This window comes from Pseudarthrobacter sp. Hb11 (assembly GCF_059383655.1).
On sequence record NZ_JBWZCM010000003.1, the window covers coordinates 203,033 to 227,781 of the forward strand.

Consider the following 24,749-nt stretch of genomic DNA (forward strand, 5'->3'; position numbering starts at 1 on the left):
TCTAGATCAGCGCGTGCATCCCGTGGCTCCGCGGCCGGCCGAACGAAGCGGCGCCAAGAAATTCGACGGCAACGAAGGGCTCATCCCCCACCACCCACTCGTCGTGGCCGGGAGGAAGCGCATAGGTGTCGTTCGCGCGTATGGTGGAGCGGCCGCCGTCGGACGTTTCAATGTGCAGCTGCCCGGAGATACAGTAACCCAGGTGGTGATGCTCGCAGAAAGGCGTCAGCTCGGCAGGCTTGGCAGACTCGGACCATCGCCAGCCGGGCGCCAGGATCAGCCGCGCCACAGAATAGTCATCCACGGTGACAAGGTCGAACTCCGCCTTGTCCGGGCAGCGCTTCCTGTCTGGTACATCAAATGACTTAACTGCCAAAGCTCTGATGAAATTTGCGGTCATTCGGACACAGCCTAGGGATCGTGATGGGACGCCTGGCCGCGAACCAGACGATGGGTTCGGATACCGACGAGCGGTTAAGAATTTCGAGACCAACAGCCGTGCGCGCTTTTGCCCCCGGCGCACACGCGTTCGCCAGAGCGTGCTGGCGTATCTACAACCGTAGCCCTACGGCACCTGAAGTCAATGGGAAGAGCGCATCAAGAAAGACAGTTTTGGCCCTAGCGTCAGACCAACTGCGAGCGCAACATTAACTACCCGGGATCACAACGACGAAGAGTCCGGATCCACGCCCCCCGTTGGTGAAACGCATCCTAACAGGAGCAAAAATGTCCATCGCTACAACACGAAGCGGTTCAACTCAGGCAAGGATCGCCCTGGTTCCGGTTCTTGCACTAGGTCTGCTCGGGGGCTCCGCAGCAATCGCGGGCCCAGCCGCGGCAGACTCTGACCAAAAGATACGCGGATGTACCGTCAAGCCCGTGAAGCCATCGCATGAACGAGGCGGCGGGGTGAACTTTAAGATCAGCGTGCAATGTGATGACGGGAGAAAGGTCCACGTCAGGCAGAAACTCAACGAAGAGGATCCTGGCAAAGATACCAAGTTTTACGACAAGTTCATCAAGCGCCATGTGAACCGCTCCGACCGCTTCATCAACAGCCGCCACAGCGTTCCGCGACACCTTGACCAACACGACGGCGAAGAGGTCTATCACGAGATCTCGTTCGCGGTTGAGGACGGCAACGGCAAGCTGTCCAAATGGTCCAATTGGAAAAAGAGCCCAACCCTGCACCACGTTAACGGGCGCTAACTCGCTAGCGCGACAAGTAGAGCCAGGGGCGCCGCCCCTGGCTCTACTTGTTCCAAAAAGCCGTTCCCTTGACTCCTCGGCACCTCCTTCCCTACACTTTTCATAAAGCAGAATCTAAATTCCACAAAGCGGAAACGGTAAAGGCGCCGGGAAGCAAGGGAAGATAGATCAAAGCCCTCCCTGGAAGGACCTACGATGACGTACACAGTGAACTGCTCCATCCTCCTCACTGAGCTGCCCCTGCTCGAGCGCCCCGCCGCAGCCAAGGCAGCAGGCTTTGACGCCGTCGAGTTCTGGTGGCCCTTCGAAAACTCCGTCCCCTCAGACGCAGAAACGTCGAAGTTCGAGAACGCCATCAAGGACTCCGGCGTTCAGCTCACCGGACTGAATTTCAATGCCGGCAACATGCCCGGCGGCGACCGCGGCCTCGTGTCCTGGAAGGGACGCTGCTCCGAGTTCAAGGACAACATCGATGTTGTCGCCGGCCTCGGTGAGCGCCTGGGCTGCAAGGCCTTCAACGCCCTCTACGGCAACCGGCAGGACGAATTCAAGCCCGAAGAGCAGGACGAACTGGCGCTGAAGAACCTCGCCGCAGCAGCAGAAGGCGTCGCCAGGATCGGCGGCACCGTCCTCCTCGAACCCGTCAGCGGCGCACCCAAGTACCCGCTCCTCACAGCTGTTGACGCGCTCCAGGTCATCGCCCGGGTGAAGGCGGAGGCCGGCGTCGGCAACATCAAACTCCTCGCCGACTTCTACCACCTGTCCGTCAACGGCGACGACGTCGAATCCGTCATCGAGAACCACGCCAAGGACTTCGGCCACATCCAAATCGCCGACAACCCCGGCCGCGGCGCCCCCGGCACCGGCAGCCTCCCGCTCGGCGAGTGGATCGCACGCAGCCGCGAACTCGGCTACGACGGCTACATCGGCCTCGAGTACAAGCAACCGCAGGAAACGGCCTTCAGCTGGGCCATCCGCGAACACGCCTCCCGCTGATCCCCCCGCACACCACAGACTTCAGAAAGAGAACCAACATGAGCAACGTTGCAGTTATAGGACTCGGAATCATGGGCCTGCCCATGGCCATCAACCTGGTGAAAGCCGGCCACACCGTCACCGGCTTCAACCGCAGCCAGGACAAGATCGACAAGCTCGTCTCCGAAGGCGGCAAGGGCGCCACAAGCATCGCGGACGCCGTGAAGGATGCCGACGTCGTCATCACCATGGTGCCGGACTCCCCCGACGTGGAGGGTGTGGTCAGCGGCAATGACGGCGTTTTCGCCAACGCGAAGCAGGGCACCTTGTGGATCGATGCCTCGAGCATCCGCCCCGACGTCGCCAAGCATCTCTCGGACGAAGCCCGCGAAGCCGGCATCCGCCCGCTGGACGCTCCGGTCTCCGGCGGCGAACAGGGCGCCATCGACGCCGCCCTCTCCATCATGGTGGGCGGTGACAAGGAAGACTTCGAGGCGGCCTCGGACGTCCTCAACGCTGTCGGCAAAACCATCGTCCACGTGGGCCCGTCCGGCTCCGGCCAGACCGTCAAGGCTGCAAACCAGCTGATTGTCGCCGTCAATATCGAGGTCCTCGGCGAAGCCATCGCGTTCCTTGAGGCCTACGGTGTAGACACTGATGCTGCCCTCAAGGTCCTCGGCGGCGGACTGGCCGGCTCAAAGGTCCTGGACCAGAAGGGCCAGAAGATGCTGGACCGCAACTTCGACCCCGGCTTCCGCCTCGCCCTGCACCACAAGGACCTGGGCATCGTTACCTCGGCCGCCCGCGAAGCCAACGTCGCCGTCCCCCTCGGCGCCGTCGTCGCACAGCTCGTCGCCGCCACCGTCAACCAGGGCGACGGCGGCCTCGACCACTCCGGACTCTTCAAGCAGGTCCTGAAGCTCAGCGGCCGCGAGTAGCCCCAGGCACAATCAACACACTTCTAATGCCCTGACCACAGGGCTTCCTTCAGCACACCCAAAAACAGACTTCAGGAGCACACCATGAGCAAGATGCGTACCGTTGATGCAGCGGTTGCCATCCTGGAAAAGGAAGGCGCCATCGAGGCGTTCGGCCTGCCAGGCGCCGCGATCAACCCCTTCTACTCCGCAATGCGCGCCCACGGCGGCATCCGCCACACGCTGGCCCGTCACGTTGAGGGCGCCAGCCACATGGCCGACGGCTTCAGCCGCGCCCAGGACGGAAACATCGGCATCTGCATCGGCACCTCCGGCCCCGCCGGCACGGACATGATCACCGGCCTCTACGCAGCGTGGGCCGATTCCATTCCCATGCTCTGCATCACCGGTCAGGCACCGGTAGCCAAGCTGCACAAGGAAGACTTCCAGGCCGTGGACATCGAGTCCATCGCCAAGCCCGTCACCAAGATGGCCATGACCATCCTGGAACCCGGACAGGTTCCCGGTGCCTTCCAGAAGGCCTTCCAGCTGATGCGCTCCGGCCGCCCCGGCCCGGTGCTGCTGGACCTGCCCATCGACGTGCAGCTGGCCGAAATCGAATTCGACATAGACACCTACGAGCCCCTGCCCGTCGAGAAGCCCAAGGCTTCCCGCAAGCAGCTGGAAAAGGCCCTGGACATGCTCACCGCGGCAAAGCACCCGCTGATCGTGGCCGGCGGCGGCATCATCAACGCCGGCGCCTCCGCGCAACTGGTTGAGCTGGCCGAGACCCTGAACATCCCGGTCATCCCCACCCTGATGGGCTGGGGCACCATCCCGGACGACCACCAGCTGATGGCCGGCATGGTGGGCCTGCAGACCTCGCACCGCTACGGCAACGAAAACTACCTGCAGAGCGACTTCGTGATCGGCATCGGCAACCGCTGGGCCAACCGCCACACCGGCGGGCTGGAGACTTACACCGCGGGCCGCAAGTTCGTGCACATTGACATCGAGCCCACACAGATCGGCCGCGTCTTCTCCGCGGACCTGGGCATCGCGTCCGACGCCGGTGCGGCGCTGGCCGGGCTGATTGAGCTCGCCCAAGAGCGCCAGGCGGGCGGGTCCCTGCCGGACTACAGCGCCTGGGTTGCCGAATGCCAGGAGCGGAAGGCGTCCCTGCACCGCAAGACGCACTTCGAGAACATCCCGATCAAGCCGCAGCGCGTGTACGAGGAGATGAACAAGTCCTTCGGCCGCGACACCACCTACGTGTCCACCATCGGCCTGTCCCAGATCGCCGGCGCGCAGATGCTGCACGTGTTCGGCCCGCGCAAATGGATCAACGCCGGCCAGGCAGGTCCCCTGGGCTGGACCGCTCCGGCGGCGCTCGGCGTCGTTCGCGGCAAGCCGGACGAGACCGTGGTGGCCCTCTCCGGTGACTACGACTTCCAGTTCATGATCGAGGAACTGGCCGTGGGCGCACAGTTCAACCTCCCCTACATCCACGTGGTGGTGAACAACTCATACCTGGGCCTGATCCGCCAGTCCCAGCGCGGCTTCAACATGGAACAGAACGTGTCCCTGGCGTTCGACAACGTCAACAGCGCGGACTTGTCCGAAAACGCACGCGGCTACGGCGTGGATCACATCAAGGTGGCCGAAGGACTGGGCTGCAAGGCCGTCCGCGTGGAGGACCCCAGCGACCTCGGTGCCGCGTTCGACAAGGCCAAGGCCCTGATGGGCGAGTTCCAGGTACCCGTGGTGGTGGAAGTGATCCTGGAAAAGATCACCAACATCTCCATGGGCTTGGAAATCAACGCCGTGAACGAGTTCGAGGAACTGGCCGAATCCGCGGCCGACGCCCCCACCGCCATCCTGGCTCTGCAGGGCTAGGCAGGAAAGACAAGCATGCGCATCATCATTGCCCCGGACAAGTTCAAGGGATCCCTATCCGCCCCGGACGTCTGCACACACCTGGAAAAGGGACTGCAGCGCGGGGCTGGCGGCAACCTGGACGTGGTCCGCATTCCAGTAGCCGACGGTGGTGAGGGCACCCTGGACGCCGCCGTCGGCTCCGGCTTCGCCCGCCGCAGCGCCGTGGTTGCCGGACCGACAGGCGAACCGGTCACTGCCGACTTCGCCGTCCGGGGCAATGAGGCAGTCATAGAGATGGCGGCCGCCTCGGGCCTGGCCCTGCTCCCCCCCGGAGCATTGGTTGGGGGACGGCCGGGCCCTGTGGCGGCCCGCACCGCCACCAGTCTAGGCACCGGCCAGCTGATCCGTGCCGCCCTGGACGCCGGGTGCAACCGCGTGATCCTGGGAGTGGGCGGCAGCGCCAACACCGACGGGGGTGCCGGCATCCTGCAGGGGCTCGGCGCGGCACTCCTCGATCCCGCGGGCAATGAGCTTCCCGCCGGCGGCGCCGCCCTGGCCCGCCTCGACCGGATCGACTTCAGCGGTTTTGATACCCGGCTGAAGGACACACGCTTTGTGCTGGCGTCCGACGTCGACAATCCCCTGCTGGGCGCCCAGGGCGCCGCGGTGATTTTCGGCCCGCAGAAGGGCGCCACACAACAGGACGTCGGCTTGCTCGACGCCGCCCTGGCCAGGTTTGTCGAAGTCCTGGCCAGGGAAATCGGTCACCGCGCCATCAAGGCGGCGGAAGCCCCGGGAGCCGGAGCAGCGGGAGGCGTTGGCTACGCCGCCATCGCCGTACTGGCCGCGACGCGCCGGCCGGGCATCGATGTCGTCCTCGAGTTCACGGAATTGGAGCAAAGACTTGCCGGGGCCGACCTGGTGATCACCGGCGAAGGCAGCCTGGACGAGCAGAGCCTGCTGGGCAAAACGCCCATGGGTGTTGCCCGGGCAGCCGCCGGGCAGGGTGTTCCGGTGATCGCCGTGTGCGGACGGACCACGCTTGAAGGGGGCCAGGCGAGCGCCGCTGGATTTGAGGACGTTTACGCTTTGACCGAGCTCGAAAGCAATGTAGACAGGTGCATAGCAGAGGCAGCGCAGCTTCTGGAGCAGCTGGGCACGCAGATCAGCGGACGGCTGGCGGCGAATACGCTGTCCCGTTCCGCACCCACAAAGGAGGACCTCCATGTCTGAAGAACGTTTTGACCTGGTCATCCGCGGCCGGCGCATCCTCACCACTGCCGGCCTGGCACCCCGTGAGGTAGGCGTCCGAGGCGGGAAGATCGTGGCCCTCGAGCCGCTGGGCAACGGCCTGGCAGGGGCAGAGGTCATTGATCTGGCCGACGATGAAACCCTGATTCCCGGCCTGGTGGACACCCACGTCCACGTCAACGAGCCGGGCCGCACCGAGTGGGAAGGCTTCGCCTCCGCCACCCGGGCCGCCGCCGCGGGCGGCGTCACCACCATCATCGACATGCCGCTGAACTCCGTTCCGCCCACCACCACCGTGGAAAACCTTAAGCTCAAGCGCGAGGTGGCCGAGGACCAGGCGTTCATCGACGTCGGGTTCTGGGGCGGTGCGATCCCCGGCAACAAGGGCGATCTGCGGGCGCTGCACGACGAAGGAGTGTTCGGCTTCAAGTGCTTCCTCCTGCACTCGGGCGTGGATGAGTTCCCGCACCTGGACGCGGATGAGATGGAAGAGGACATGGCTGAGCTGAAGTCCTTCGATTCGCTCATGATCGTCCATGCCGAGGATTCGCACGCCATCGACCGTGCCCCGCACCCCGGCGGCGACCACTACTCCACGTTCCTGGCGTCCCGCCCGCGCGGCGCCGAGAACAAGGCCATCGCCGAAGTGATTGAGCGGGCACGCTGGACCGGTGCGCGGGCGCACATCCTGCACCTCTCGTCGTCGGACGCGCTGCCCATGATCGCCTCAGCAAGGCGCGACGGCGTGAAGCTCACCGTGGAGACGTGCCCGCACTACCTCACGCTGATGGCCGAGGAAATCCCCGACGGCGCCACCGCCTACAAGTGCTGCCCGCCCATCCGCGAAGCTTCCAACCGGGAGCTGTTGTGGCAGGGGCTCCTGGACGGCACCATCGACTGCATCGTCTCGGACCACTCCCCGTCCACCCTGGACCTGAAGGACCTGGAGAACGGCGACTTCGCCGTGGCCTGGGGCGGCGTCTCGTCCCTGCAGCTGGGCCTGTCCCTGATCTGGACCGAAGCCCGGCACCGCGGCATCCCGCTGGAGCAGGTGGTGTCCTGGATGGGCGAGAAGCCGGCAGCTTTGGCCCGCCTGTCCAACAAAGGCCAGTTGGCGCTGGGCTACGACGCCGACTTCGCCGTCTTCGCTCCGGACGAGGCGTTTGTGGTGGACGTGTCCAAACTCAAGCACAAGAACCCCATCACCCCGTACGACGGCAAAGCCCTCTCCGGGGTGGTCCGCAAGACCTTCCTGCGCGGCGCCGTGGTGGACGGCCAGACCCCCACGGGCAAGCTGATCCGCCGCGGCGGAGTCTAGGGACGCGCCATGGCAGTGGAAGCCCTCCATCCGAGGACGGTGGCCCGGCCCCGGTTAGCTGTCACGGGCGCCGCCGCGCAAAGGGCGGCTGCCGTTCCAACGGCGACTGCCCGGGGCCTGGCTGTGTGGGTGGTGCCCGAGGATGGCACCAGCCCCGAACTGCTGGCCCGCGCCGCAGGGCTCGTCCTTGCCAGGGCCCTACAAACTGCTCCGGAGGCGGAAGTCCACTGGCCTGCCGCCGGAGCTCCCACGTCCGGGGTCTCCGCAACTTCGGAAGGAGCCGCAGACCACTCCTCTCGCACTCCTTCCGCGGCGGAGAACCCCGGCGTTCCGGGGGAGGCACCCGGGGGCGGGGCACTCAGCGAGGCCGACGGCGGTACCCGGCTGCCGCCGTCGGCCGGCCCCGTGAGCCGGGTTGCAGTGGACCTTGCCGCCGATAAGGTCCTGCTGGACGGCAATCCAGTGCCGCTGACCGGCGTCGAGTTCAAGGTACTCCGGTACCTGGTGACGCACCTGTCCCGCACAGTGGGCAGGGAGGAACTCCAGCAGTTCCTGGATTCGTTTGAAACCCCCGGCGCCTCGGCCCGGTCCATCGACGTTTATGTGGGCCGCATCCGGCGAAAGCTCGGGAATGCACGCCATGCGGTGGCCACCGTCCGGGGCGGCGGATACCGGTTTATACCCGGGCAGTGTGCAACTGTCCGGGGTCCGGCGGAATACTGCATATGACACCGGAGTTGTATGACTGAGCGGCAACCCGCTTCACTTGATGTTTTGCCATTACCTGACAAAGACTTCCAAAGGAACGCCATGAGCCAGACCCTGACCACCAAGCTTCAGCCGGGAACCCAGGCCCCTGATTTCACACTGCAGGACGCCCAGGGCCGCGGGACTGCCTTGGCCGACTACCGTGGCAAAAACGTCATCGTGTATTTCTACCCCAAGGCCGCTACCCCCGGCTGCACCACCGAGGCCTGCGACTTCCGCGACAGCCTGGCTTCACTCCAGGGCAAGGGCTACGAGGTCATTGGCATCTCCCCCGACGCCCCGGAGGCCCTGGCCGGCTTCACCGGCGACTTCTCCCTGACCTTCCCGCTGCTCTCCGATCCCGACCACGCGGTTGCCCTGGCCTACGGCGCCTGGGGCGAGAAGCTGGTCAACGGCGAGATTGTTGAGGGCATTGTCCGCTCCACCGTTGTGGTGGACCCCGAAGGCAAGGTCACGCTCGCGCAGTACCAGGTTAAGGCCGACGGCCACGTCGCTGCGCTGAAGGAAGCCCTGGGAATCTAACCCTCCCCGGACGCTCTCTCAGCTTCCGCCGCAATTCCCCGAACGCTCCCGCACTTTATGCGTGAGCGTTCGGTGGTTAAGGCTCGGTGTCGGCCGTTTCCGGCACCTCTGCGCGCGCCTCCGCATACTCGGCCGAGACCCGGCGGTAGACCGGCGTGAGGAAGGCCAGCAACGCAGCGATGACCATGATGATCCCCGCCACCAGGAACACCAGGGCAATGCCACGGGAGGTACCCTCGCCCAGCAGCGGGGCCAACTGGGCAGCCCCGTCGGCGGACCGTGCGTAGGGGATGATCCAGAACTGGGCGATCGGTGCAATGAGGAACGAGGTGACCGGGGCCGCCGCGGACTCGAACGCCATGGCGAAACCGAACACCCGTCCCTGCCGTGGCAGCGGAACCACCTGCTGGATGACCGTCTGCTCGGCGGCCTCCACAACGGGGACCAGCGTCAGGTACAGCCAGATTCCCACGATGTACAGCCAAGCCCACTCGCGCAGGGTAAACACCGCGCCGAGGACCCCCATGGCCACCACCGCAATGAGCAGCGTACGCAACGGGTTGGACCCGAGGCCGAATTTGCCGATCAGCGCCCCGCCGATAAGGAACCCGCTGGAGCCTACCGCCAGAAAAATCCCCCACAGCTCCACCGGAAACATCTCCAGGCCGTAGGGGTCCATCAACGCCATATAGACGCCGCCGATGAAGTTGTTGAACGTGGAGAACAGAATCAGCGCGAACAGCCCGGAGATAGCCAGCACGGCGGCGTAGGAGCCGCGAAGGTCGAATCCGCCGTGCGCATCGCTGGCCGCGACGCGGGTTTCCTCGGGCATGCGCAGAGTGAGCAAATGTGCAAAGGCCAGCGCCGTGAGCACCACGGCCACGGCGATGGTCCAGCCCATGCCCAGCAGCCCCACCGACAGCCCGGAGAGCACCGAGGTGATCAGGAACATCAGCCCCTGCACCATGCCCACCAGCCCGTTGGCGTTGGCCCTGCGGTCCGGTTCAATGAGGATGGTGACAGTGGTGGACAGTGCAATGTTGCGCATGTTCTCCACCACGGCACCGATCAGGATGACCAGAGTGAAGATCCAGAACCACGGCTGTGTCAGGTCCAGCAGCGAGGAGGCCGGCGCCAGCAGGAACATGAGCCCGGACAGCACAAACATCACCAGGGTGAAGACGGCTGCAAAGCGCATCACAGCGAGCTTGCGGTAACGGTCCACGAAGGTGCCGAAGCTGATGCTGGAAAGGGCGATCAGCAGCATGTATGCGCCGCCCACCACCCCGGTGGCGATTACGTTGCGCGTCTCCAGGTACACCCAGAAAGTCAGCGCAAACCACAGGTAGCTGGTGGTGATATTGGCCAGGGCTGTGTTCACCAGGATCCCGGCGAAGGTGCGGGATCTTTCTGCCGGACTGCGCAGGGAGGTGTCGACGGCGCCGGAATCCGCCAAGTGCGCGGCCCCGCCGTCCTCAACCGCTGGGGATACGACGTTGGCGTCCTCGCCCAGGCCTTCCCCGCCGTCGGAAGCCGCAGCAGCCCTGCCCCGGGCCGGTTCCTGCTCGGTCATGCGTCCCAGTGTAATGAGAACCAGCAGGGGCGAACAGGGTCAGAAGTCAGCGGGTGCAGTCAGCGTTTGTCGCGGTCCTGGAATTCCTCGTCCAGCTCGTAGTGCCTGAATTCCGTTTCACGGTCCGATTCGCCGTCAACCACCATTTCGTGGTCGAGCTGGCGTTGGATCCGGCTGTCCAGGACCTGTAATTCGTTGTCTGAGACGTTTTCCAGCTCTTCCGGGAACTGGTCTTCCGGAGTGAGGTGCAGCTTATCGTTCATGAGCCCGCCATGCCTTCCTACCGCTGTTGGATCCTTCAGTCTATCGCCGCTCCTGGCGAGTGAAGTGTTGCCGGTGACCCAACCCGGTGACAGGATGGCCGCATGGCGATCGAGGTCCGTCCGGCTACCGAATTCGAGGACGTCAGGACGATGGTGGGGCCCAAGCGGCCCGAAGCCAACGTCTGCTGGTGCCTGAGCTACCGCATTCCATCCAAACAGAACCTGTCGTTGCACGGGCCGGAGCGCGGGGACCTGGTCAAACAGCTGGTAGCCCAGGATCCCCCGCCGGGGGTCTTAGCGTACGACGGCGGCGAGGTAGTCGGGTGGGCCGCAGTCCACCCACGGGCGGACACCAGTTTCGCCGGGAACCGGAAGATCCCCCACGTGGACGGGCTGGATGTGTGGTCGGTGTGGTGCATCCGCGTGCGGCCCGGGCACCGCGGCAAGGGCATTTCGCACCACCTGCTGAAAGGCGCTGTTGAGTTTGCGCGTAGCTACACGGCGCCGGCCATCGAGGGCTATCCGGTGGACAATGGCAGCCGGAAAGTGGACCTCACCATGGCCTACGTCGGCACGCGAAAGCTCTTCGAGGACACGGGCTTCACCAAGGCTGCGGACACGCTATCGGTTCTCAACGGCTTCCCGCGGGTGCTGATGCGCCTCAACCTCCGCTGATTGGTGTCAGGATTTCTTCCGCCAGTTATTGGGCCAGTCCTCGTCGATGGCCCACAGCGCCAGAAGCAGGGCGTCCACAGTCATGAGTCCCGCAATGAGGTACGCCCACCCTGTAAACCAACCCATAGCAATCTCCTGACCCGGTAACCCCAGCCACTCGATTGCTCATTAGTGTGGCACCTAAACCGCCGCGGCGGAACGCCCCAAATCCACACTTTTGAAAAGCGCCTCCAGCCTGTAATGCGCCTCGGTTTCCAGCTTGAGGCGGTGCGTCAGCTTCTCCACCTGCACCGACATCTCTTCGCCCACCGGCAGCCGGTCCCCGGGCCAGCTGGATGCCTCCCTTGATTCCGACAGCGCCTGCGCCAGAGCATTGGCCGCGGCCCGCACTTTCCGTGAGTGGAAGTAGACCCGCATCAGCGCCCTGCCCTTGTCCAGGGCCGTTCTCAACAGGTCACGCGGCACCGCCCCCGGCCCCGCGGCCGCCGGCTCAAAGCCGGTTGGTTCAACGCCGCTTGGCTCAACAATGGCCAGCTCAACGCCGGCCACCTCCGCACGGACAGGTTCGGCACAGGCGGCGGCATCCGCCGTCGTCCGGTCCTTGATGTTGAAGTGTCCCATGGCTGCTCCGCCCTCCTGCAAGCCGTCCAGCCTCCAGACAGGTCGTCTTTGACCCTCGTGCTCGCGAAGCTGTTTCCTGCCTTCGAGTGTCCCGGGCCTTCCTCAACGCCCGGGCAAGCAGGTCCCAAGATTGGCGCAAGATCCCCAGCGGTGCCGGAAGCCGAAGCCGCATTCCGCGTCCCCGGTCAACAGGCGGCGTAACGCAACAGCCCCTGCGACATGCCCTGTGGGGGTTAATACGGTAGAAGTAGAGCTATGGTCTCTCCCCCCGAACCCCGCCGTGCCGTTGTCATTGAGGATGACCCGGACATTCGCGGCCTGCTGGTCCGCGTCCTGGTCAAGCAGGGCTTCGACGTCACCGAGGCGGGAGCTGGCCTGCCCGGAGTGGAGGAAGTCCGCCGTCGCAAGCCGGACCTGGTCACCCTGGACCTGAACTTGCCAGACATCGACGGCTTGGAAGTTTGCAAGCTGCTCCGCGAGTTTTCGGACGCCTTCATCGTGATGCTCACCGCCCGCGCTGACGAATTGGACAAACTAACTGGCCTGGACAACGGGGCCGACGAGTACCTCAGCAAGCCGTTCAGCCCCCGCGAGCTGCAGTCCCGGATCAACGCCCTCTTCCGCCGGCGCCCGTCCGCCGCCGCCGATTCGGTCGCCCGCAGCGAGCTGGAACGCGCCACCGAAGTCCAGCAGAGCCTCCTTCCCAAGGAAGACATCCGGGTTGATGGTTACGACGTCGCCGGCATGTTCCGCCCCTCCCGCAGCGTGGGCGGGGACTTCTACGACTGGTACCAGACCCCGGACGGGCTGCACCTGACGTTCGCCGACGCCATGGGCAAGGGCATGGGGGCCGCGCTCATCGCGGCAACGGTCCGCGCCGTGATGCGCTCCATGGGGCACCGGCAGGACCTGGACGGCGCCTTCGCCTCCGCCAGCAAGGCGATCGCCACGGACCTGGACTCCTCCAACTCCTTTGTCACCCTGTTCCACGCGCGGCTGGACGCGGCGTCCGGGACGGTCAGCTATGTCGACGCCGGGCACGGGCTTGCGCTGCACGTCCGGTCCGGCGGTGCTGCTGAGCGCCTCCCCTCCGCTGGCCCGCCCGTCGGCGCCTGGGCAGGAACCGAGTGGCCGCAGTCCAACCTCCAACTCGTCCCGGGCGATTCCCTTGTGGTGGTCAGCGACGGCGTGCTGGACGTCTTCGACTCCGTCGAGGACTTCACGGAAGCGGTGCGCAGCGCCACCCGCAGCCAGGAGTCTGCCCAGGCAATAAGCAACGCCATCCTGGCCCTGGCCCCGGCCGATACCGCTGAGGACGACGTTACGGTGGTTGTGGTCCGCCGGCTTCCGGAAGAAGCTGCCGCATGACCCGGTTCCTCACCCGGCTGGTGGTGGTGCTGACCGTCATCACCGGCGTCAACTACATTGCCTGGCGCTGGGCCGCGTCGCTGAACTGGGAGGCCTGGTGGATCGCCGTGCCCCTGGTGATCGCCGAAACCTACAGCCTGATCGACGTCATGCTGTTCGGCATGACGGTGTGGAAACTGAAAATCCGCAAGGGAGCCCCGCCGCCGCCGCATGATGCCACTGTGGACGTCTTCATCACCACGTACAACGAAGACCTGGAAATGGTGATGACCACCGCGCTGGCCGCCCAGAAGATCCGGCACCCGCACAGCACCTGGATCCTCGACGACGGTGCGCGCCCCGAGATGAAGGCCCTGGCCGAGCAGCACGGCCTGGGCTACGTCACCCGCAGCGAGGACTGGACCTCCAACCTGCCCCGGCACGCGAAGGCCGGAAACCTGAACAACGCACTGATGCAGACCCACGGCGAGTTCCTCCTGATCCTGGACGCGGACCAGATTCCCGAGCCGGACATCCTCGAAAAGACCCTCGGCTACTTCAACAACCGCCGCGTTGCACTGGTCCAGACGCCGCAGTACTTCAGCAACGTCCCGGCAGACGATCCCCTCGGCAGCCAGGCACCCCTCTTCTACGGTCCCATCCAGCAGGGCAAGGACGGGTGGAACGCCGCCTTTTTCTGCGGCTCCAACGCCATACTCCGCCGTGAAGCCCTGATGCAGCTGGGCCTGGTGGGCTACGTCAAGGAAACCGAGAAGAGCATCCGCCGGGCGCTGGCCGCCTCCCGCTCCGCCATTAAGCAGGCCCGGAAGTCCGCGGACATGGAGACGCCTTTGGTGGCCCGGGTGCTCGACGAGGTGGAGGCGGCCACCGGCGAAGCCCAGCAGGAACTGGACGCCGGCGGAGCCTTGAGTGAGATTACCTACCGGGTACGCCGCCGCGTGGACGCCGCCGTGCAGACCCTGGTGATGGCTGACGTCGAGGCCCTCCAGGCTGACCTCGAAGAGATCGCCGCCATGGAACTGGCCCACGTGGGCGAGGCCGGCGTTCCGGTGGTGGCTGATGACGCCGTGCAGCGCATGTCCGCCCGCGACTGGTCCCCCCTGGGTGCGCTCGAATCCGTGCAGGCCGTCCTGGACGCGCTGTCCGTGGAGCGCAACGACGAAGCCCAGCCGGTTATGCCGCTGGCCACCATCTCGGTCACCGAGGACATGGCCACCGCAATGCGCATGCACGCCATGGGCTGGGAGAGCGTCTACCACCACGAGATTCTCGCGTACGGGCTGGCACCGGAGGACCTCAAGACCATGCTCACCCAGCGCCTCCGCTGGGCCCAGGGCACCATCCAGGTGCTGCTGCGCGAGAACCCGCTGGTGCAGAAGGGCCTCAAGCTCGGCCAGCGGCTGATGTACTTCGCCACCATGTGGACCTACCTCAGCGGTTACGCAGCGGTCATCTACTTCGCCGCCCCCATCATCTACCTGCTGCTGGGCATACTGCCGGTGACGAGCCTGAGCTGGGACTTCTTCATCCGGTTCATCCCGTTCATGGTGGTCAACCAGCTGCTGTTCGCCGTGGCCGGCCGCGGCATCCCCACCTGGCGCGGCCAGCAGTACAGCCTGGCGCTGTTCCCCACCTGGATCAAGGCGTGCTCGACGGCGGCCCGGAACGTTTGGTTCGGCCGTCCCCTCGGGTTTGCCGTCACTCCCAAGGCGCGCCAGAACGGCGGCCCCAGCTGGAGCCTGATCCAGCCGCAGATTGTGGTGTCCGTGCTGCTGGCCGCGGCCGCCGTCGTCGGAATCATCCGCCTGGCCACCGGGCTGGCAGAACCGCTGGGCACGCTGGTGAACGTCGCCTGGGTCATCTTCGACCTGGTGGTCATGAGCATCCTGGTGCGGGCAGTGCTTTACAAGGGTTATGAACCGGCCGCAGATTCGGCTGTTACAGAGAGGAATCCCGATGGAGTTTAGCTATGAGGTCAAGGACTCGTATGCGGAGGTCAAGGCGGACGGGCGGCTGAACATGGTCTCCGCGCCCAAGCTGCGCGAGTTCGTCACCAACGTGATCGCCGGCGGGTCAAACCGGATTGTGGTGAACCTGGAGAAGACCGCGTTCATGGACTCCTCCGGACTTGGCGCGCTCATAGGCTGCCTCAAGGCGGCGCGGCAAGCGGGCGGGGACCTCCGGATCGCGGCCGTGCAGCCGCAGGTGATGATGGTCCTTCAGCTGACCAGCATGGACAAAGTACTCACGTCCTACGGTTCGGCCGCGGAGGCGTTCAGCAATGACTGAGGTCCTGGCGTCCCGCAGTTTCCGCGGGTTGGCTGCCGAGGACGCCATCGAATCCGTCCATAACCACCTCGACAGCCTCTGGCTCGACGTCCCCTTTGTCCAGGAGATGGACCAGATGACGTTTACGACCGCGGTCATCGAGTCAGCGTCGAACATCGTCCAGCACGCCGAGCCCGCCGGCGAGGATCCGGTGGAGCTCGGCGTGGACATTTCCGTCCAGCACACGCTGCTGCAGGCCCGGGTCAGCGCATATCACGCCAAGCCGCCGTTCGGGCCAATGCAGCCGGCGACGCCGGGCGAGGACGCCGAGTCCGGCCGCGGCCTGGCGCTGATCCAGGCGCTGGTCACCACGGTCACCTTCGAGCGGCAGGACGGCACCAACACCTGGGTCCTGTCCCGGACCTCGCAGGGCTGATTCCCGCCGGTGCCGGGCAGGCTGAACCGGGAGGGCGGGCCGCCTCAGCCTTGCGCCGGGAACGTCACCGAAACCGTGACACCGCCGCCCTGAGTATCGCTGATGGTGAGCTCTCCGCCGTGCGCCTGCGCGATCCGGCGGCACGTGGCCAGGCCCAGCCCTGTGCCGGGGCCGTCCCCGGGCCGGTGCAGCCGCACCAAGGGCTCCAAGGCCCTGGAGCGGTCCGCGGGAAGGATGCCCTTGCCGTTGTCGGCAACATGGAGGGTGACTCCGCGGGGGCACTTGGTGACAGTCACTGCCACCCTGAGGTCCCGTTGGGTGTCCCGGTAATTCAGGGAGTTGTCGAGCAGATTTTGCAGCAGGGTGCGCAGCTGGGCGCGGTCCGCATACAGCTCGGAATCCTCGCAGAGGATGCCACTGGCCAGGCCAAGGTTTAAACCAAGGTCCTGGGCAGCCTCGGCCGTCACTGCCAGCAATGAAACCCGTTCCCGGTTCAGCTGCCCCTCAGCCCGGGAATAGTCCAGCACATCCTCGAGGGTGCCCAGCATTCGGTGCCCGCCGCTGCCGATGAGCTGCAGATATTCCCTGGCCGGGTGATCGTTGGAAATTTCGGGATCATCCTCCGCTAACTCCACGTAACCAAGGATGGTGGTGAGCGGAGCACGGAGGTCATGGCTGACGCGGCCAGCGAACTCGGCAAGCATGGCATTGCTGCGCTCCAGCTCGGCCAGGGCGTTATTGAGCTGCAGGGTGCGGAGCTGCAATTCAAGCAGCTCCACAACCTGCAGCGCCAGGACCTCCACTTCATCAATTTGCTCGCGTGTGGGGAGCACGGCAGCATCGGAGAACACGCAGAGTGACCCGAACACCAGCCCGCTGGAGGACTTCAGCGGCACCGACGCGTAAAAACGCACGTCCGCTATCTCCCCTGTCACGAACGGGTTGGCGGCAAAGCGCGGGTCCTGGGAGGCATCCCGGACCACGGTGGTCCCCGAGTCGAGGAACACGCTGGCGCACATGGAGTCGTCGCGGGAGCAAATGCCGGCATCTATTCCGGAAGCAGCGATCTGCAGCTGCTGGTCCGCCGTGATGATATTGACCACGCTGTAGGGCACTCCGCACAAGGAGGCCGCCAGGCGGACCAAGCTATTAATTGCACCACGGGCCTGTTCGTCAACCAGTCCCGGAATCTGTCCGGCGGCGGCAGGCAGCAGCCCATATTCCCGCAGTTCAAGGTCCCGCGGGTCCTGATCGGTCAGCAATTGCATAGCCGTCCCGTCCATATTCTTTTGTTTTCCCCAGCATTGTCGTTGAGCTTGTGGCTCTCCCGCGATAATACCGGCTGGGTCTGATCCCTGCGGTAGCCTCTTGACACCAACCGCATGCTCTACTTCAATATTACGTATGTTGAAATAACAGTTCCATGATGCGGAAGCCTGAAGCTGGTACTACCGGCACTTGGGCGTCGGGAAGTCCGGCCTCCGCATAGCCGTCACCATGGATGCCAGCATTTGTCACCGAGGAACCAGCCAGCATGAAGCTTGCCGAATTCAATACTGCGGACACCGCCCTGGCCGCGGATACCCTTCGACCCTGCATTGATGTGCAGCGCTGGGTGGACACTGTCGCCGCAGCCCGGCCCTTTCCGTCCACGGACGCGCTCCTGGCTTTTGCAGCCGAAGCCGCAAACCCCTTCACCCCGGCTGAAGTGGAGTCCGCCATGGCGCACCACCCCCGGATCGGCGAACGTCCGACGGCGGCCACCACAGAGGCGTCCATGTCCCGTTCCGAGCAGGCTGGGGTGGATCCCGCGGACACCGCCCTGGCGGAGGCTTTGGCCCAGGGCAACAGGGACTACGAGGAGAAGTTCGGCCGCGTCTTCCTGATTCGCGCCGCCGGCCGTACCGCCCCGGAAATTCTGCAGTCCCTGAAGGAGCGGCTGGAAAACTCCCCCGCCGAAGAAGACACCATCGTGGCCCAGCAGCTGCGCGAGATTGCCGTACTGCGGCTTGAAGGACTGATCACCGAATGAGCGTCTCCCACGTCACTACCCATATCCTCGACACAGGCGCCGGACGCCCGGCGGCGGGGGTCGCCGTCGTGCTTTACAAAAACGACGGCGGCAGCTGGCAGGAACTTGCAGGCTCCACTACGGATGCCGACGGCCGGGCGAAGGATCTGGGCCCGGAGCAGCTGGAACCCGGACATTACAAGCTCAACTTCGCCACCGGGAGCTACTACGCCGGCTTGCAGACCGCAACATTCTTCCCCGAGGTGGACCTGGTGTTCGAAGTCACTGGCCCCGAGCATTACCACGTCCCGCTCCTGCTCAGCCCGTTCGCCTACTCCACGTACCGCGGCAGCTGAACCCCCTCGCTGCCCTCACTTATGGTCCTCAAACCGGGGGTGAAGCAGCCGTAACTGATAGGGCAACGGCGGAAATGTAGGCTTGAGGCATGGCTTCTGAACAACCCCCCACCGAGCGCCGCGAGATCACCGTCCGCCGTGCGCCCAAGTATGTGCCGTTCCTGGTCCTGGGCGCACTGGTGGGTGTGGGGGTGGCTGCGGCGGTGGCCTACGGGCTGCCCGCAAGCGAGAGCTTCGACCCCGGCTCGGTGTTCGGATTCTTCCTGGTGCTGTTCGCCGGCGCCGGCGCGGTCCTTGGTGCTGTGCTGGCGCTGATCCTGGACCGCCGCAGCGTCAAGCGGCAGCAGCGGGCCGTGGTGGAGTCCGTCCCGGACTCCGAACCGGATACCGATTCCCAGCCCTAGCCCGGTCACAAACGGGCGGCCGGAAAAGTCTTACCCCATGTCGTGAGATAATCGACCAGTGGCACGCGGCGATGGAAAACTTTCCCATGATCTTCTCCCTGGCGAAAAAGGCCCGCAGGACGCCTGTGGCGTTTTCGGAGTCTGGGCACCAGGTGAAGAAGTAGCAAAACTAACCTATTACGGGCTGTATGCACTGCAGCACCGCGGTCAGGAGTCCGCTGGTATAGCCACCAGCGACGGCAACCGGATCAACGTCTACAAGGACATGGGACTCGTCTCCCAGGTCTTCGACGAGACCACCCTGAACACCCTCACCGGGCACCTGGCAGTGGGCCACTGCCGCTACTCCACCACCGGAGCCAGCCATTGGGCCAACGCCCAGCCCACCCTCGGCGCCACCAGGACCGGAACCGTTGCCCTGGCGCACAACGGCAACCTCACCAACACGGCCGAACTCAACGCCATGATCCAGGAACGCAACGGCGATCAGCTCACCGGGGAGATGAAACAGGGCAACACCTCGGACACCGCCCTGGTCACAGCACTCCTGGAAGGCGAGCCGGGCAAGACCCTCGAAGAAACCGCCATCGAACTGCTGCCCAAGATCAAGGGCGGCTTCTGCTTCGTCTTTATGGACGAAGGCACCCTCTACGCCGCCCGCGACACCTACGGCATCCGCCCCCTGGTCCTCGGCCGGCTGGAACGTGGCTGGGTTGTCGCCTCCGAGCAGTCCGCACTCGCCACCGTCGGCGCCAGCTTCATTCGCGAAATCGAGCCCGGCGAGTTCATCGCCATCGACGAGCAGGGCGTGCGCTCCCAGCGCTTTGCGGAGCCGACGCCGGCCGGTTGCGTTTTCGAGTACGTCTACCTTGCCCGTCCGGACGCCGCCATCGCCGGCCGCTCCGTGTACGAGTCCCGCGTGGAGATGGGCCGCCAGCTGGCCCGCGAAAACACGCAGCTGGCAGACATCGTTATTCCCGTTCCCGAGTCCGGCACCCCTGCCGCCGTGGGCTACGCCGAGGAATCCGGCATCCCCTTCGCCCACGGGTTCGTCAAGAACTCCTACGTTGGCCGGACGTTCATCCAGCCCTCGCAGACGCTGCGCCAGCTGGGTATCCGGCTTAAGCTCAACGCCCTCGAGTCCGTAATCCGCGGCAAGCGCGTGGTGGTGGTGGATGACTCGATCGTCCGCGGCAACACGCAACGCGCCATCGTCCGGATGCTCCGTGAAGCCGGTGCCGCATCCGTTCACGTCAAGATCTCCTCCCCGCCCGTGCAGTGGCCCTGCTTCTACGGCATCGACTTCGCCTCCCGCGCCGAGCTGATCGCCAACGGCGCCACCATCGAGGAAATCTCGCAGGCCATCGGCGCCGACTCCCTCGCCTACATTTCCGAAGACGGCATGATCGAAGCCACCCGGCAGCCGCGGGAGCGCCTGTGCACCGCGTGCTTCACCGGCAAGTACCCCATCGAGCTTCCGGGTTCAGACAAGCTGGGCAAGAACCTGCTGGAACGAACGGACCTCGGCGGGTTGAAGCCCTCGCCGTCCGCCCTCCCCGGCGTCACCGCGGCCCTTGCCGTGGATCCCCAGGTGGACCCGGCGGAGAAATCCGGCGCCACGGGCTGCGATCCCGGACCGGACTCCGAGTTTGAGAACCTGCTGACCGAAGCCGACCTTGTGCCAGACGTACATGCCGCCGCCGGCACTGACAAGAAAGAGTCCGTATGACTTCCGCTGCCCCCGCCTCCGGCAACACCTCCGGCATCACGTACGCCTCCGCAGGCGTCGACGTTGAAGCCGGCGACCGCGCCGTCGAGCTGATGAAGGGTGCCGTCAAGGCCACCCACAATTCCTCGGTAATCGGCGGGGTGGGCGGCTTCGCCGGCCTCTACGACGTCTCGAGGCTCCTGACCTACAAGAGGCCGCTGCTGGCAACGTCCACCGACGGCGTGGGCACCAAGGTTGCCATCGCCCAGGCCATGGACATCCACGACACCATCGGCTTCGACCTGGTGGGCATGGTGGTGGACGACATCGTGGTGGTGGGCGCAGAGCCGCTGTACATGACGGACTACATCGCCTGCGGCAAGGTAGTACCCGAGCGCATCGCCGACATTGTCCGTGGCATCGCCGCAGCCTGCTCGGTAGCTGGCACCGCGCTGGTGGGTGGCGAAACCGCCGAGCACCCCGGACTGCTGGGCGAGCACGAGTACGACGTCGCGGGGGCAGCCACCGGCGTTGTCGAGGCCGACGCCCTGCTGGGGCCGGACCGCGTCCGCGCCGGCGACGTTGTAATCGGTATGGCATCGTCCGGCCTGCACTCAAACGGCTACTCCCTGGTGCGCCGCGTCATCAACCACGCCGGCTGGGCACTGGACCGGCAGGTTTCCGAACTCGGCCGCACGCTGGGCGAGGAACTCCTCGAGCCCACCCGTGTGTACGCGGCGGACTGCCTGGACCTCGCCCGCACCTTCCCTGTCACCGGCGCTTCCGCAGTGCACGGCTTCAGCCACGTGACCGGCGGCGGCTTGGCGGCCAACCTGGCCCGCGTACTCCCCCAGGGCCTCGTGGCCACGGTGGACCGCGCCACTTGGGAACTGCCGGCCATCTTCAAGCTGGTGTCTGAACTGGGCAACGTGCCGCTGGCTGACCTGGAACGCACCCTGAACCTGGGCGTGGGCATGGTGGCCATCGTCTCCGCCGACGCCGCAGACGCCGCCGTCTCCCGCCTGAACGACCGCGGCCTGCCGTCCTGGGTCATGGGCACCGTCACCGAGGATTCGGACTCGATCCTCAAGTCCGGCCCGGATTACGTACAGGGCGCCAAGGGTGTGGACGGCGGCGCAGTCTGCTTGGTCAACGCCTACGCGTAAATCAGCATCAAAGTCCCACCAACCGCGCTTATGGACCTCCATAAGCGCGGTTACGGATTTAAGGGATGAATGATGTCGGGTCAACCAACGACCCATTGTCTAATTGCGAATGATTATTGTTAGTATGAGGACCTGTCCTGAAGTCCTTACACGAAACGATGCCCAGATGCCTGCACCCGCCCTCTCCGTGACGAACCTCGCGCTGTCGCATGCCGGGCAGCGGCTGGTGCACCCCCTGACGTTCTCCCTCCAGGCCGGCGAGTGCGTCGCGCTGCTGGGCGCCTCGGGATCGGGCAAGTCGCTGACCGCGTCGGCCCTGACCGGAACCGTTCCGGACGGGATCACCGTCAGCGGGGAGGTCTCCTTCGGAGGTGAGCCTGGCGTAGGCGCCCGGAAGATGGCAGGCAGGACGACTGCCGCCGCAGCAAACGCGGCACTCATCCGCCAGGATCCCCAAAGCTCCCTCAACCCGCTGGTTCCGGTGGGCAAACAACTCCTCGTTCCGTTACGCAGGGCCGGGCTTCGCCGGACCGACGCCTGGACGCACGCTGCCCGGTTCCTGGCCCAGGCCGGAATTGCGGAACCCACAGCAATCCTTCCCCGCTACACCGGTGAACTTTCCGGCGGGCAGCTGCAGAGAGTTTGTATCGCCCTGGCCTTGGCTTGCGGAAGCCGCGTCCTCGTAGCAGACGAGCCCACTACGGCGCTGGACGTCGTGACCCAGGCCAAGGTCCTCGCGACCCTCCGCACGTGGGGAGCCGAAGGCCGAAGCCTCCTCTTCATCACCCACGACCTTTCGGCCGCCGCATCGCTCTGCAGCCGCGCGCTGGTGATGGAGGGCGGCAGGATCGTCGAAGAAGCACCGATGGCCGAACTGCTGCGCAGCCCGCGCCACCCCTACACGCGGCGCTTGGTGGCAGCAGCCACAGGTGCACTGCTGCTTGCGGCTCCGGCAACACTGGAAACTGCGGTGGCAGCATGACCGACGCCCTGGCCGCGGACAGCATCTCCTTCGCCTACCCCGCCCGCGGCTTCCGCAACCGGCAGCCCCTGGAAACACTCCGAGACATCAGTTTGAGCCTCGCCCCCGGCACCAGCACGGCGCTGGTGGGGAGTTCCGGTTCCGGCAAGTCCACCCTGGTTCGGATTCTCCTGGCCATGGCAAAGCCCTCTGCCGGCTCCGTGACGCTCGACGGCCAGACCATACGGCCCGGCGCTGTCCGAACGCTGCGCTGGTACCGCCGCGCGGTGCAGTACATCCCGCAGAACCCGGGAGGAAGCCTCGATCCCAGGATGACTATTTCGCAACTGCTGATGGAGCCGCTGCGGCAGCTCCGGGTGGAGGGAAACCACCGGGCTCTGATCGGCCAGGCCCTGGAACGCGTCGAGGTGCCGGCTGCCCTGACGGAGCGCCGCCCGGGAGAGCTGTCCGGCGGTCAAAACCAGCGTGTGGCCATCGCCCGCGCTTTGGTTGTCTCGCCGTCGTACGTGTTGGCCGACGAGCCCGTCAGCGGCCTGGACCTCCCCCTGCGGGATACCGTCCTTTCGTTGCTGGACGGCCTGGTGCGGGAGGAAGGCCTGGGAATGCTCCTGGTAACCCACGATCTCGCAACGGCCGCCCGGATCTGCGGCACCACCGCCGTCCTGGCGGAAGGCAGCATTGTGGAACAAGGGCCAACAGACCAGGTGCTGGAAAACCCCGCCAGCCCGGCCGCCGTCGAACTCGTGCAGGCATCAGCAGGCATGCAGCTCCACCGCAACGTCCCGGCGGCTGCCCTGTGACTGCACTCAGCGCCATAGACCCGGCAGCAACGAAGTCCCGCCCGGCCACTGGCCTCCTGCTCGCCAGCCAGCTCATCTTCAACATTGGTTTTTATGCCGTGGTCCCGTTCCTCGCGCTGGTCATGACCCAGGACTTTGGCATGACGGCCACCGCCGTGGGTGTGGTCCTGGGCGCCCGCGTCTTCAGCCAGCAGGGGCTCTTCCTGGTGGGCGGCATGATCACCGACCGGTTTGGGCCACGGCGGGCCATGCTGGTGGGCTGCCTGGTCCGCATCTCCGGTTACCTCATCCTGGCCATGGCCGGCAGCTTTCCGCTGTTCCTCCTGGGCGCCGTGCTGACCGGGATGGGCGGTGCATTGTTCTCCCCCGCCCTGGAATCGTTGGTTGGCAAGGCAGAGGAACGACGGCGGAACACCAGCGGGAAGGCACCTGCCCTTTTCGCGCTCCTCGCCATCTGCGGAGAGATCGGGGCCGTGACCGGCCCCCTGGTGGGCGCCCTGCTGCTGGGGCTTTCCTTCAGTTGGGCCGCGCTGGCCGGGGCCGCCGTCTTCGCCGTGATGACAGGGGTGTTGTGGCACAGTGTGCCCGCCGGAGCCCCAAACCGGGAGGCGAACAAGCATTCCCCATCCGTGCCGCCTTCCTCGGGGCCGCCGGATGACGGGGTCGCGGCGATGCTGCGGGACAAGCGCTATGTAGCCTTCGCCGCCCTCTACAGCGTGAACCTGCTGGCCTACAACCAGCTGTACTTCGGGCTGCCCATCGAACTGACCAGAAGCGGTGCAGGACCGGCGGCACTGGCCGCTTTGTTCGCGGCCGCCTCCATCCTCACCGTTGCGCTGCAATGGCCAATCTCCCGGCTGACAACCCGGATCGGTGCAGGACGGGCACTGACAGTGGGCTTCCTCCTGAAGTGCCTGGCCTTCGCCACCATGGCCGTGCTCGCCCAATTTCCAGCCGCCGGTACACTGCCGCTCCTGCCGCCGCTGCTGCTTGTGGTGGGGCTCTGCCTGGGACACATGTGCATCGGACCGGTGGCCATGCCCCTGGTCCTCGATTTTGCCCGCGGGCGCCGGACCGGCATTTACTACGGACTTCTGGCAAGCATGGGCGGTTGCGCGGTGCTGCTGGGCAACTTTGCCCTGGGACCGCTGTACTCGGGCGCCTCCCAACCGGGACCTGACGCCGTCTGGCCCTGGGCGGTCATGGCGGCACTCATGGTGATTCCCGCCGTCGGACTTTCAAGGCTCCTGCCGGCCAAGCTTTAAGCCAGCGCAGAACCA

26 protein-coding genes are annotated in these 24,749 nt (G+C 65.5%); 21 read left to right on the forward strand and 5 right to left on the reverse strand.

The window, feature by feature from the left end; all coding sequences use genetic code 11:
• Position 1 precedes the first annotated feature (1 nt).
• Entirely contained in the window at positions 2–400 is a 399-nt protein-coding gene (locus AC50X7_RS07535) for a cupin domain-containing protein (protein WP_494978431.1), read from the reverse strand.
• 326 nt (positions 401–726) lie between these two features.
• On the opposite strand from AC50X7_RS07535, the gene AC50X7_RS07540 reads away from it, so the two are divergent.
• From AC50X7_RS07540 to bcp, 8 genes are all read left to right on the forward strand, one after another.
• Positions 727–1,209, forward strand: coding sequence for a hypothetical protein (locus AC50X7_RS07540; protein WP_494978432.1), 483 nt, complete (start codon positions 727–729; stop codon positions 1,207–1,209).
• 195 nt (positions 1,210–1,404) lie between these two features.
• A complete protein-coding gene (locus AC50X7_RS07545; protein WP_494978433.1) occupies positions 1,405–2,205 on the forward strand; it encodes a hydroxypyruvate isomerase family protein in 801 nt (266 codons plus the stop codon).
• A gap of 38 nt (positions 2,206–2,243) precedes the next feature.
• Positions 2,244–3,122: a 2-hydroxy-3-oxopropionate reductase gene (locus AC50X7_RS07550; protein WP_494978434.1), complete on the forward strand. Its 879-nt coding sequence runs from the start codon at positions 2,244–2,246 to the stop codon at positions 3,120–3,122.
• An 84-nt stretch (positions 3,123–3,206) separates the two neighbouring features.
• Positions 3,207–4,997, forward strand: a complete 1,791-nt coding sequence (gene gcl / locus AC50X7_RS07555) for a glyoxylate carboligase (protein ID WP_494978435.1) — start codon at positions 3,207–3,209, stop codon at positions 4,995–4,997.
• A gap of 15 nt (positions 4,998–5,012) precedes the next feature.
• Positions 5,013–6,212, forward strand: coding sequence for a glycerate kinase (locus AC50X7_RS07560; RefSeq protein WP_494978436.1), 1,200 nt, complete (start codon positions 5,013–5,015; stop codon positions 6,210–6,212).
• Positions 6,205–7,548, forward strand: a complete 1,344-nt coding sequence (allB, locus tag AC50X7_RS07565) for an allantoinase AllB (RefSeq protein ID WP_494978437.1) — start codon at positions 6,205–6,207, stop codon at positions 7,546–7,548. Before AC50X7_RS07560 ends, allB begins: the two co-directional genes overlap by 8 nt.
• A gap of 9 nt (positions 7,549–7,557) precedes the next feature.
• The gene (locus AC50X7_RS07570; RefSeq protein WP_494978438.1) at positions 7,558–8,277 is read left to right on the forward strand and encodes a winged helix-turn-helix domain-containing protein; all 720 of its coding nucleotides are present in this window, start codon (positions 7,558–7,560) and stop codon (positions 8,275–8,277) included.
• Between the two features lie 81 nt (positions 8,278–8,358).
• Entirely contained in the window at positions 8,359–8,838 is a 480-nt protein-coding gene (gene bcp / locus AC50X7_RS07575; protein WP_494978439.1) for a thioredoxin-dependent thiol peroxidase, read from the forward strand.
• A 76-nt stretch (positions 8,839–8,914) separates the two neighbouring features.
• Here the strand turns inward: bcp and AC50X7_RS07580 are convergent, their stop codons facing one another.
• Both AC50X7_RS07580 and AC50X7_RS07585 read right to left on the reverse strand, forming a co-directional pair.
• A complete protein-coding gene (locus tag AC50X7_RS07580; protein ID WP_494978440.1) occupies positions 8,915–10,411 on the reverse strand; it encodes an MFS transporter in 1,497 nt (498 codons plus the stop codon).
• A 59-nt stretch (positions 10,412–10,470) separates the two neighbouring features.
• Positions 10,471–10,674 (reverse strand): hypothetical protein, encoded by a 204-nt coding sequence (locus AC50X7_RS07585; RefSeq protein WP_494978441.1) that lies wholly within the window; start codon positions 10,672–10,674, stop codon positions 10,471–10,473.
• A gap of 102 nt (positions 10,675–10,776) precedes the next feature.
• Between AC50X7_RS07585 and AC50X7_RS07590 the strand changes: the two genes are divergently transcribed.
• Entirely contained in the window at positions 10,777–11,349 is a 573-nt protein-coding gene (locus AC50X7_RS07590) for a GNAT family N-acetyltransferase (RefSeq protein WP_494978442.1), read from the forward strand.
• Positions 11,350–11,529: 180 nt separating this feature from the next.
• Here the strand turns inward: AC50X7_RS07590 and AC50X7_RS07595 are convergent, their stop codons facing one another.
• Complete coding sequence (locus tag AC50X7_RS07595) at positions 11,530–11,970, reverse strand: hypothetical protein (protein ID WP_494978443.1); 441 nt, start codon at positions 11,968–11,970, stop codon at positions 11,530–11,532.
• A 255-nt stretch (positions 11,971–12,225) separates the two neighbouring features.
• On the opposite strand from AC50X7_RS07595, the gene AC50X7_RS07600 reads away from it, so the two are divergent.
• The 4 genes from AC50X7_RS07600 to AC50X7_RS07615 are packed head-to-tail and all read left to right on the forward strand — an operon-like array spanning position 12,226 to position 16,042.
• Positions 12,226–13,338, forward strand: coding sequence for a PP2C family protein-serine/threonine phosphatase (locus AC50X7_RS07600; protein WP_494978444.1), 1,113 nt, complete (start codon positions 12,226–12,228; stop codon positions 13,336–13,338).
• Positions 13,335–15,305, forward strand: coding sequence for a glycosyltransferase family 2 protein (locus tag AC50X7_RS07605; protein ID WP_494978445.1), 1,971 nt, complete (start codon positions 13,335–13,337; stop codon positions 15,303–15,305). The genes AC50X7_RS07600 and AC50X7_RS07605 overlap by 4 nt, the downstream gene beginning before the upstream one ends.
• Positions 15,295–15,627 carry an STAS domain-containing protein gene (locus tag AC50X7_RS07610; RefSeq protein ID WP_494978446.1) on the forward strand — a complete coding sequence of 111 codons (333 nt, stop codon included), beginning with the start codon at positions 15,295–15,297 and terminating at the stop codon, positions 15,625–15,627. Before AC50X7_RS07605 ends, AC50X7_RS07610 begins: the two co-directional genes overlap by 11 nt.
• Entirely contained in the window at positions 15,620–16,042 is a 423-nt protein-coding gene (locus tag AC50X7_RS07615; protein ID WP_494978447.1) for an ATP-binding protein, read from the forward strand. Before AC50X7_RS07610 ends, AC50X7_RS07615 begins: the two co-directional genes overlap by 8 nt.
• A gap of 44 nt (positions 16,043–16,086) precedes the next feature.
• Here AC50X7_RS07615 and AC50X7_RS07620 read toward each other — a convergent pair whose 3' ends face one another.
• Complete coding sequence (locus AC50X7_RS07620) at positions 16,087–17,310, reverse strand: sensor histidine kinase (RefSeq protein ID WP_494978448.1); 1,224 nt, start codon at positions 17,308–17,310, stop codon at positions 16,087–16,089.
• A gap of 266 nt (positions 17,311–17,576) precedes the next feature.
• On the opposite strand from AC50X7_RS07620, the gene uraD reads away from it, so the two are divergent.
• The 8 genes from uraD to AC50X7_RS07660 all read left to right on the forward strand — a co-directional run bounded on the left by uraD (position 17,577) and on the right by AC50X7_RS07660 (position 24,734).
• Positions 17,577–18,074 (forward strand): 2-oxo-4-hydroxy-4-carboxy-5-ureidoimidazoline decarboxylase, encoded by a 498-nt coding sequence (gene uraD, locus AC50X7_RS07625; protein WP_494978449.1) that lies wholly within the window; start codon positions 17,577–17,579, stop codon positions 18,072–18,074.
• Positions 18,071–18,409, forward strand: coding sequence for a hydroxyisourate hydrolase (uraH, locus tag AC50X7_RS07630; protein ID WP_163165858.1), 339 nt, complete (start codon positions 18,071–18,073; stop codon positions 18,407–18,409). The genes uraD and uraH overlap by 4 nt, the downstream gene beginning before the upstream one ends.
• 89 nt (positions 18,410–18,498) lie before the next feature.
• The gene (locus AC50X7_RS07635; RefSeq protein ID WP_494978450.1) at positions 18,499–18,813 is read left to right on the forward strand and encodes a hypothetical protein; all 315 of its coding nucleotides are present in this window, start codon (positions 18,499–18,501) and stop codon (positions 18,811–18,813) included.
• Positions 18,814–18,871: 58 nt separating this feature from the next.
• Positions 18,872–20,542, forward strand: a complete 1,671-nt coding sequence (gene purF / locus AC50X7_RS07640; RefSeq protein WP_494978451.1) for an amidophosphoribosyltransferase — start codon at positions 18,872–18,874, stop codon at positions 20,540–20,542.
• Entirely contained in the window at positions 20,539–21,687 is a 1,149-nt protein-coding gene (purM, locus tag AC50X7_RS07645) for a phosphoribosylformylglycinamidine cyclo-ligase (RefSeq protein ID WP_494978452.1), read from the forward strand. The genes purF and purM overlap by 4 nt, the downstream gene beginning before the upstream one ends.
• Positions 21,688–21,853: 166 nt before the next feature.
• Positions 21,854–22,669 carry an ATP-binding cassette domain-containing protein gene (locus tag AC50X7_RS07650; protein ID WP_494978453.1) on the forward strand — a complete coding sequence of 272 codons (816 nt, stop codon included), beginning with the start codon at positions 21,854–21,856 and terminating at the stop codon, positions 22,667–22,669.
• Positions 22,666–23,469, forward strand: a complete 804-nt coding sequence (locus AC50X7_RS07655) for an ABC transporter ATP-binding protein (protein ID WP_494978454.1) — start codon at positions 22,666–22,668, stop codon at positions 23,467–23,469. Before AC50X7_RS07650 ends, AC50X7_RS07655 begins: the two co-directional genes overlap by 4 nt.
• Entirely contained in the window at positions 23,466–24,734 is a 1,269-nt protein-coding gene (locus AC50X7_RS07660; RefSeq protein WP_494978455.1) for an MFS transporter, read from the forward strand. Before AC50X7_RS07655 ends, AC50X7_RS07660 begins: the two co-directional genes overlap by 4 nt.
• Positions 24,735–24,749 lie beyond the last annotated feature (15 nt).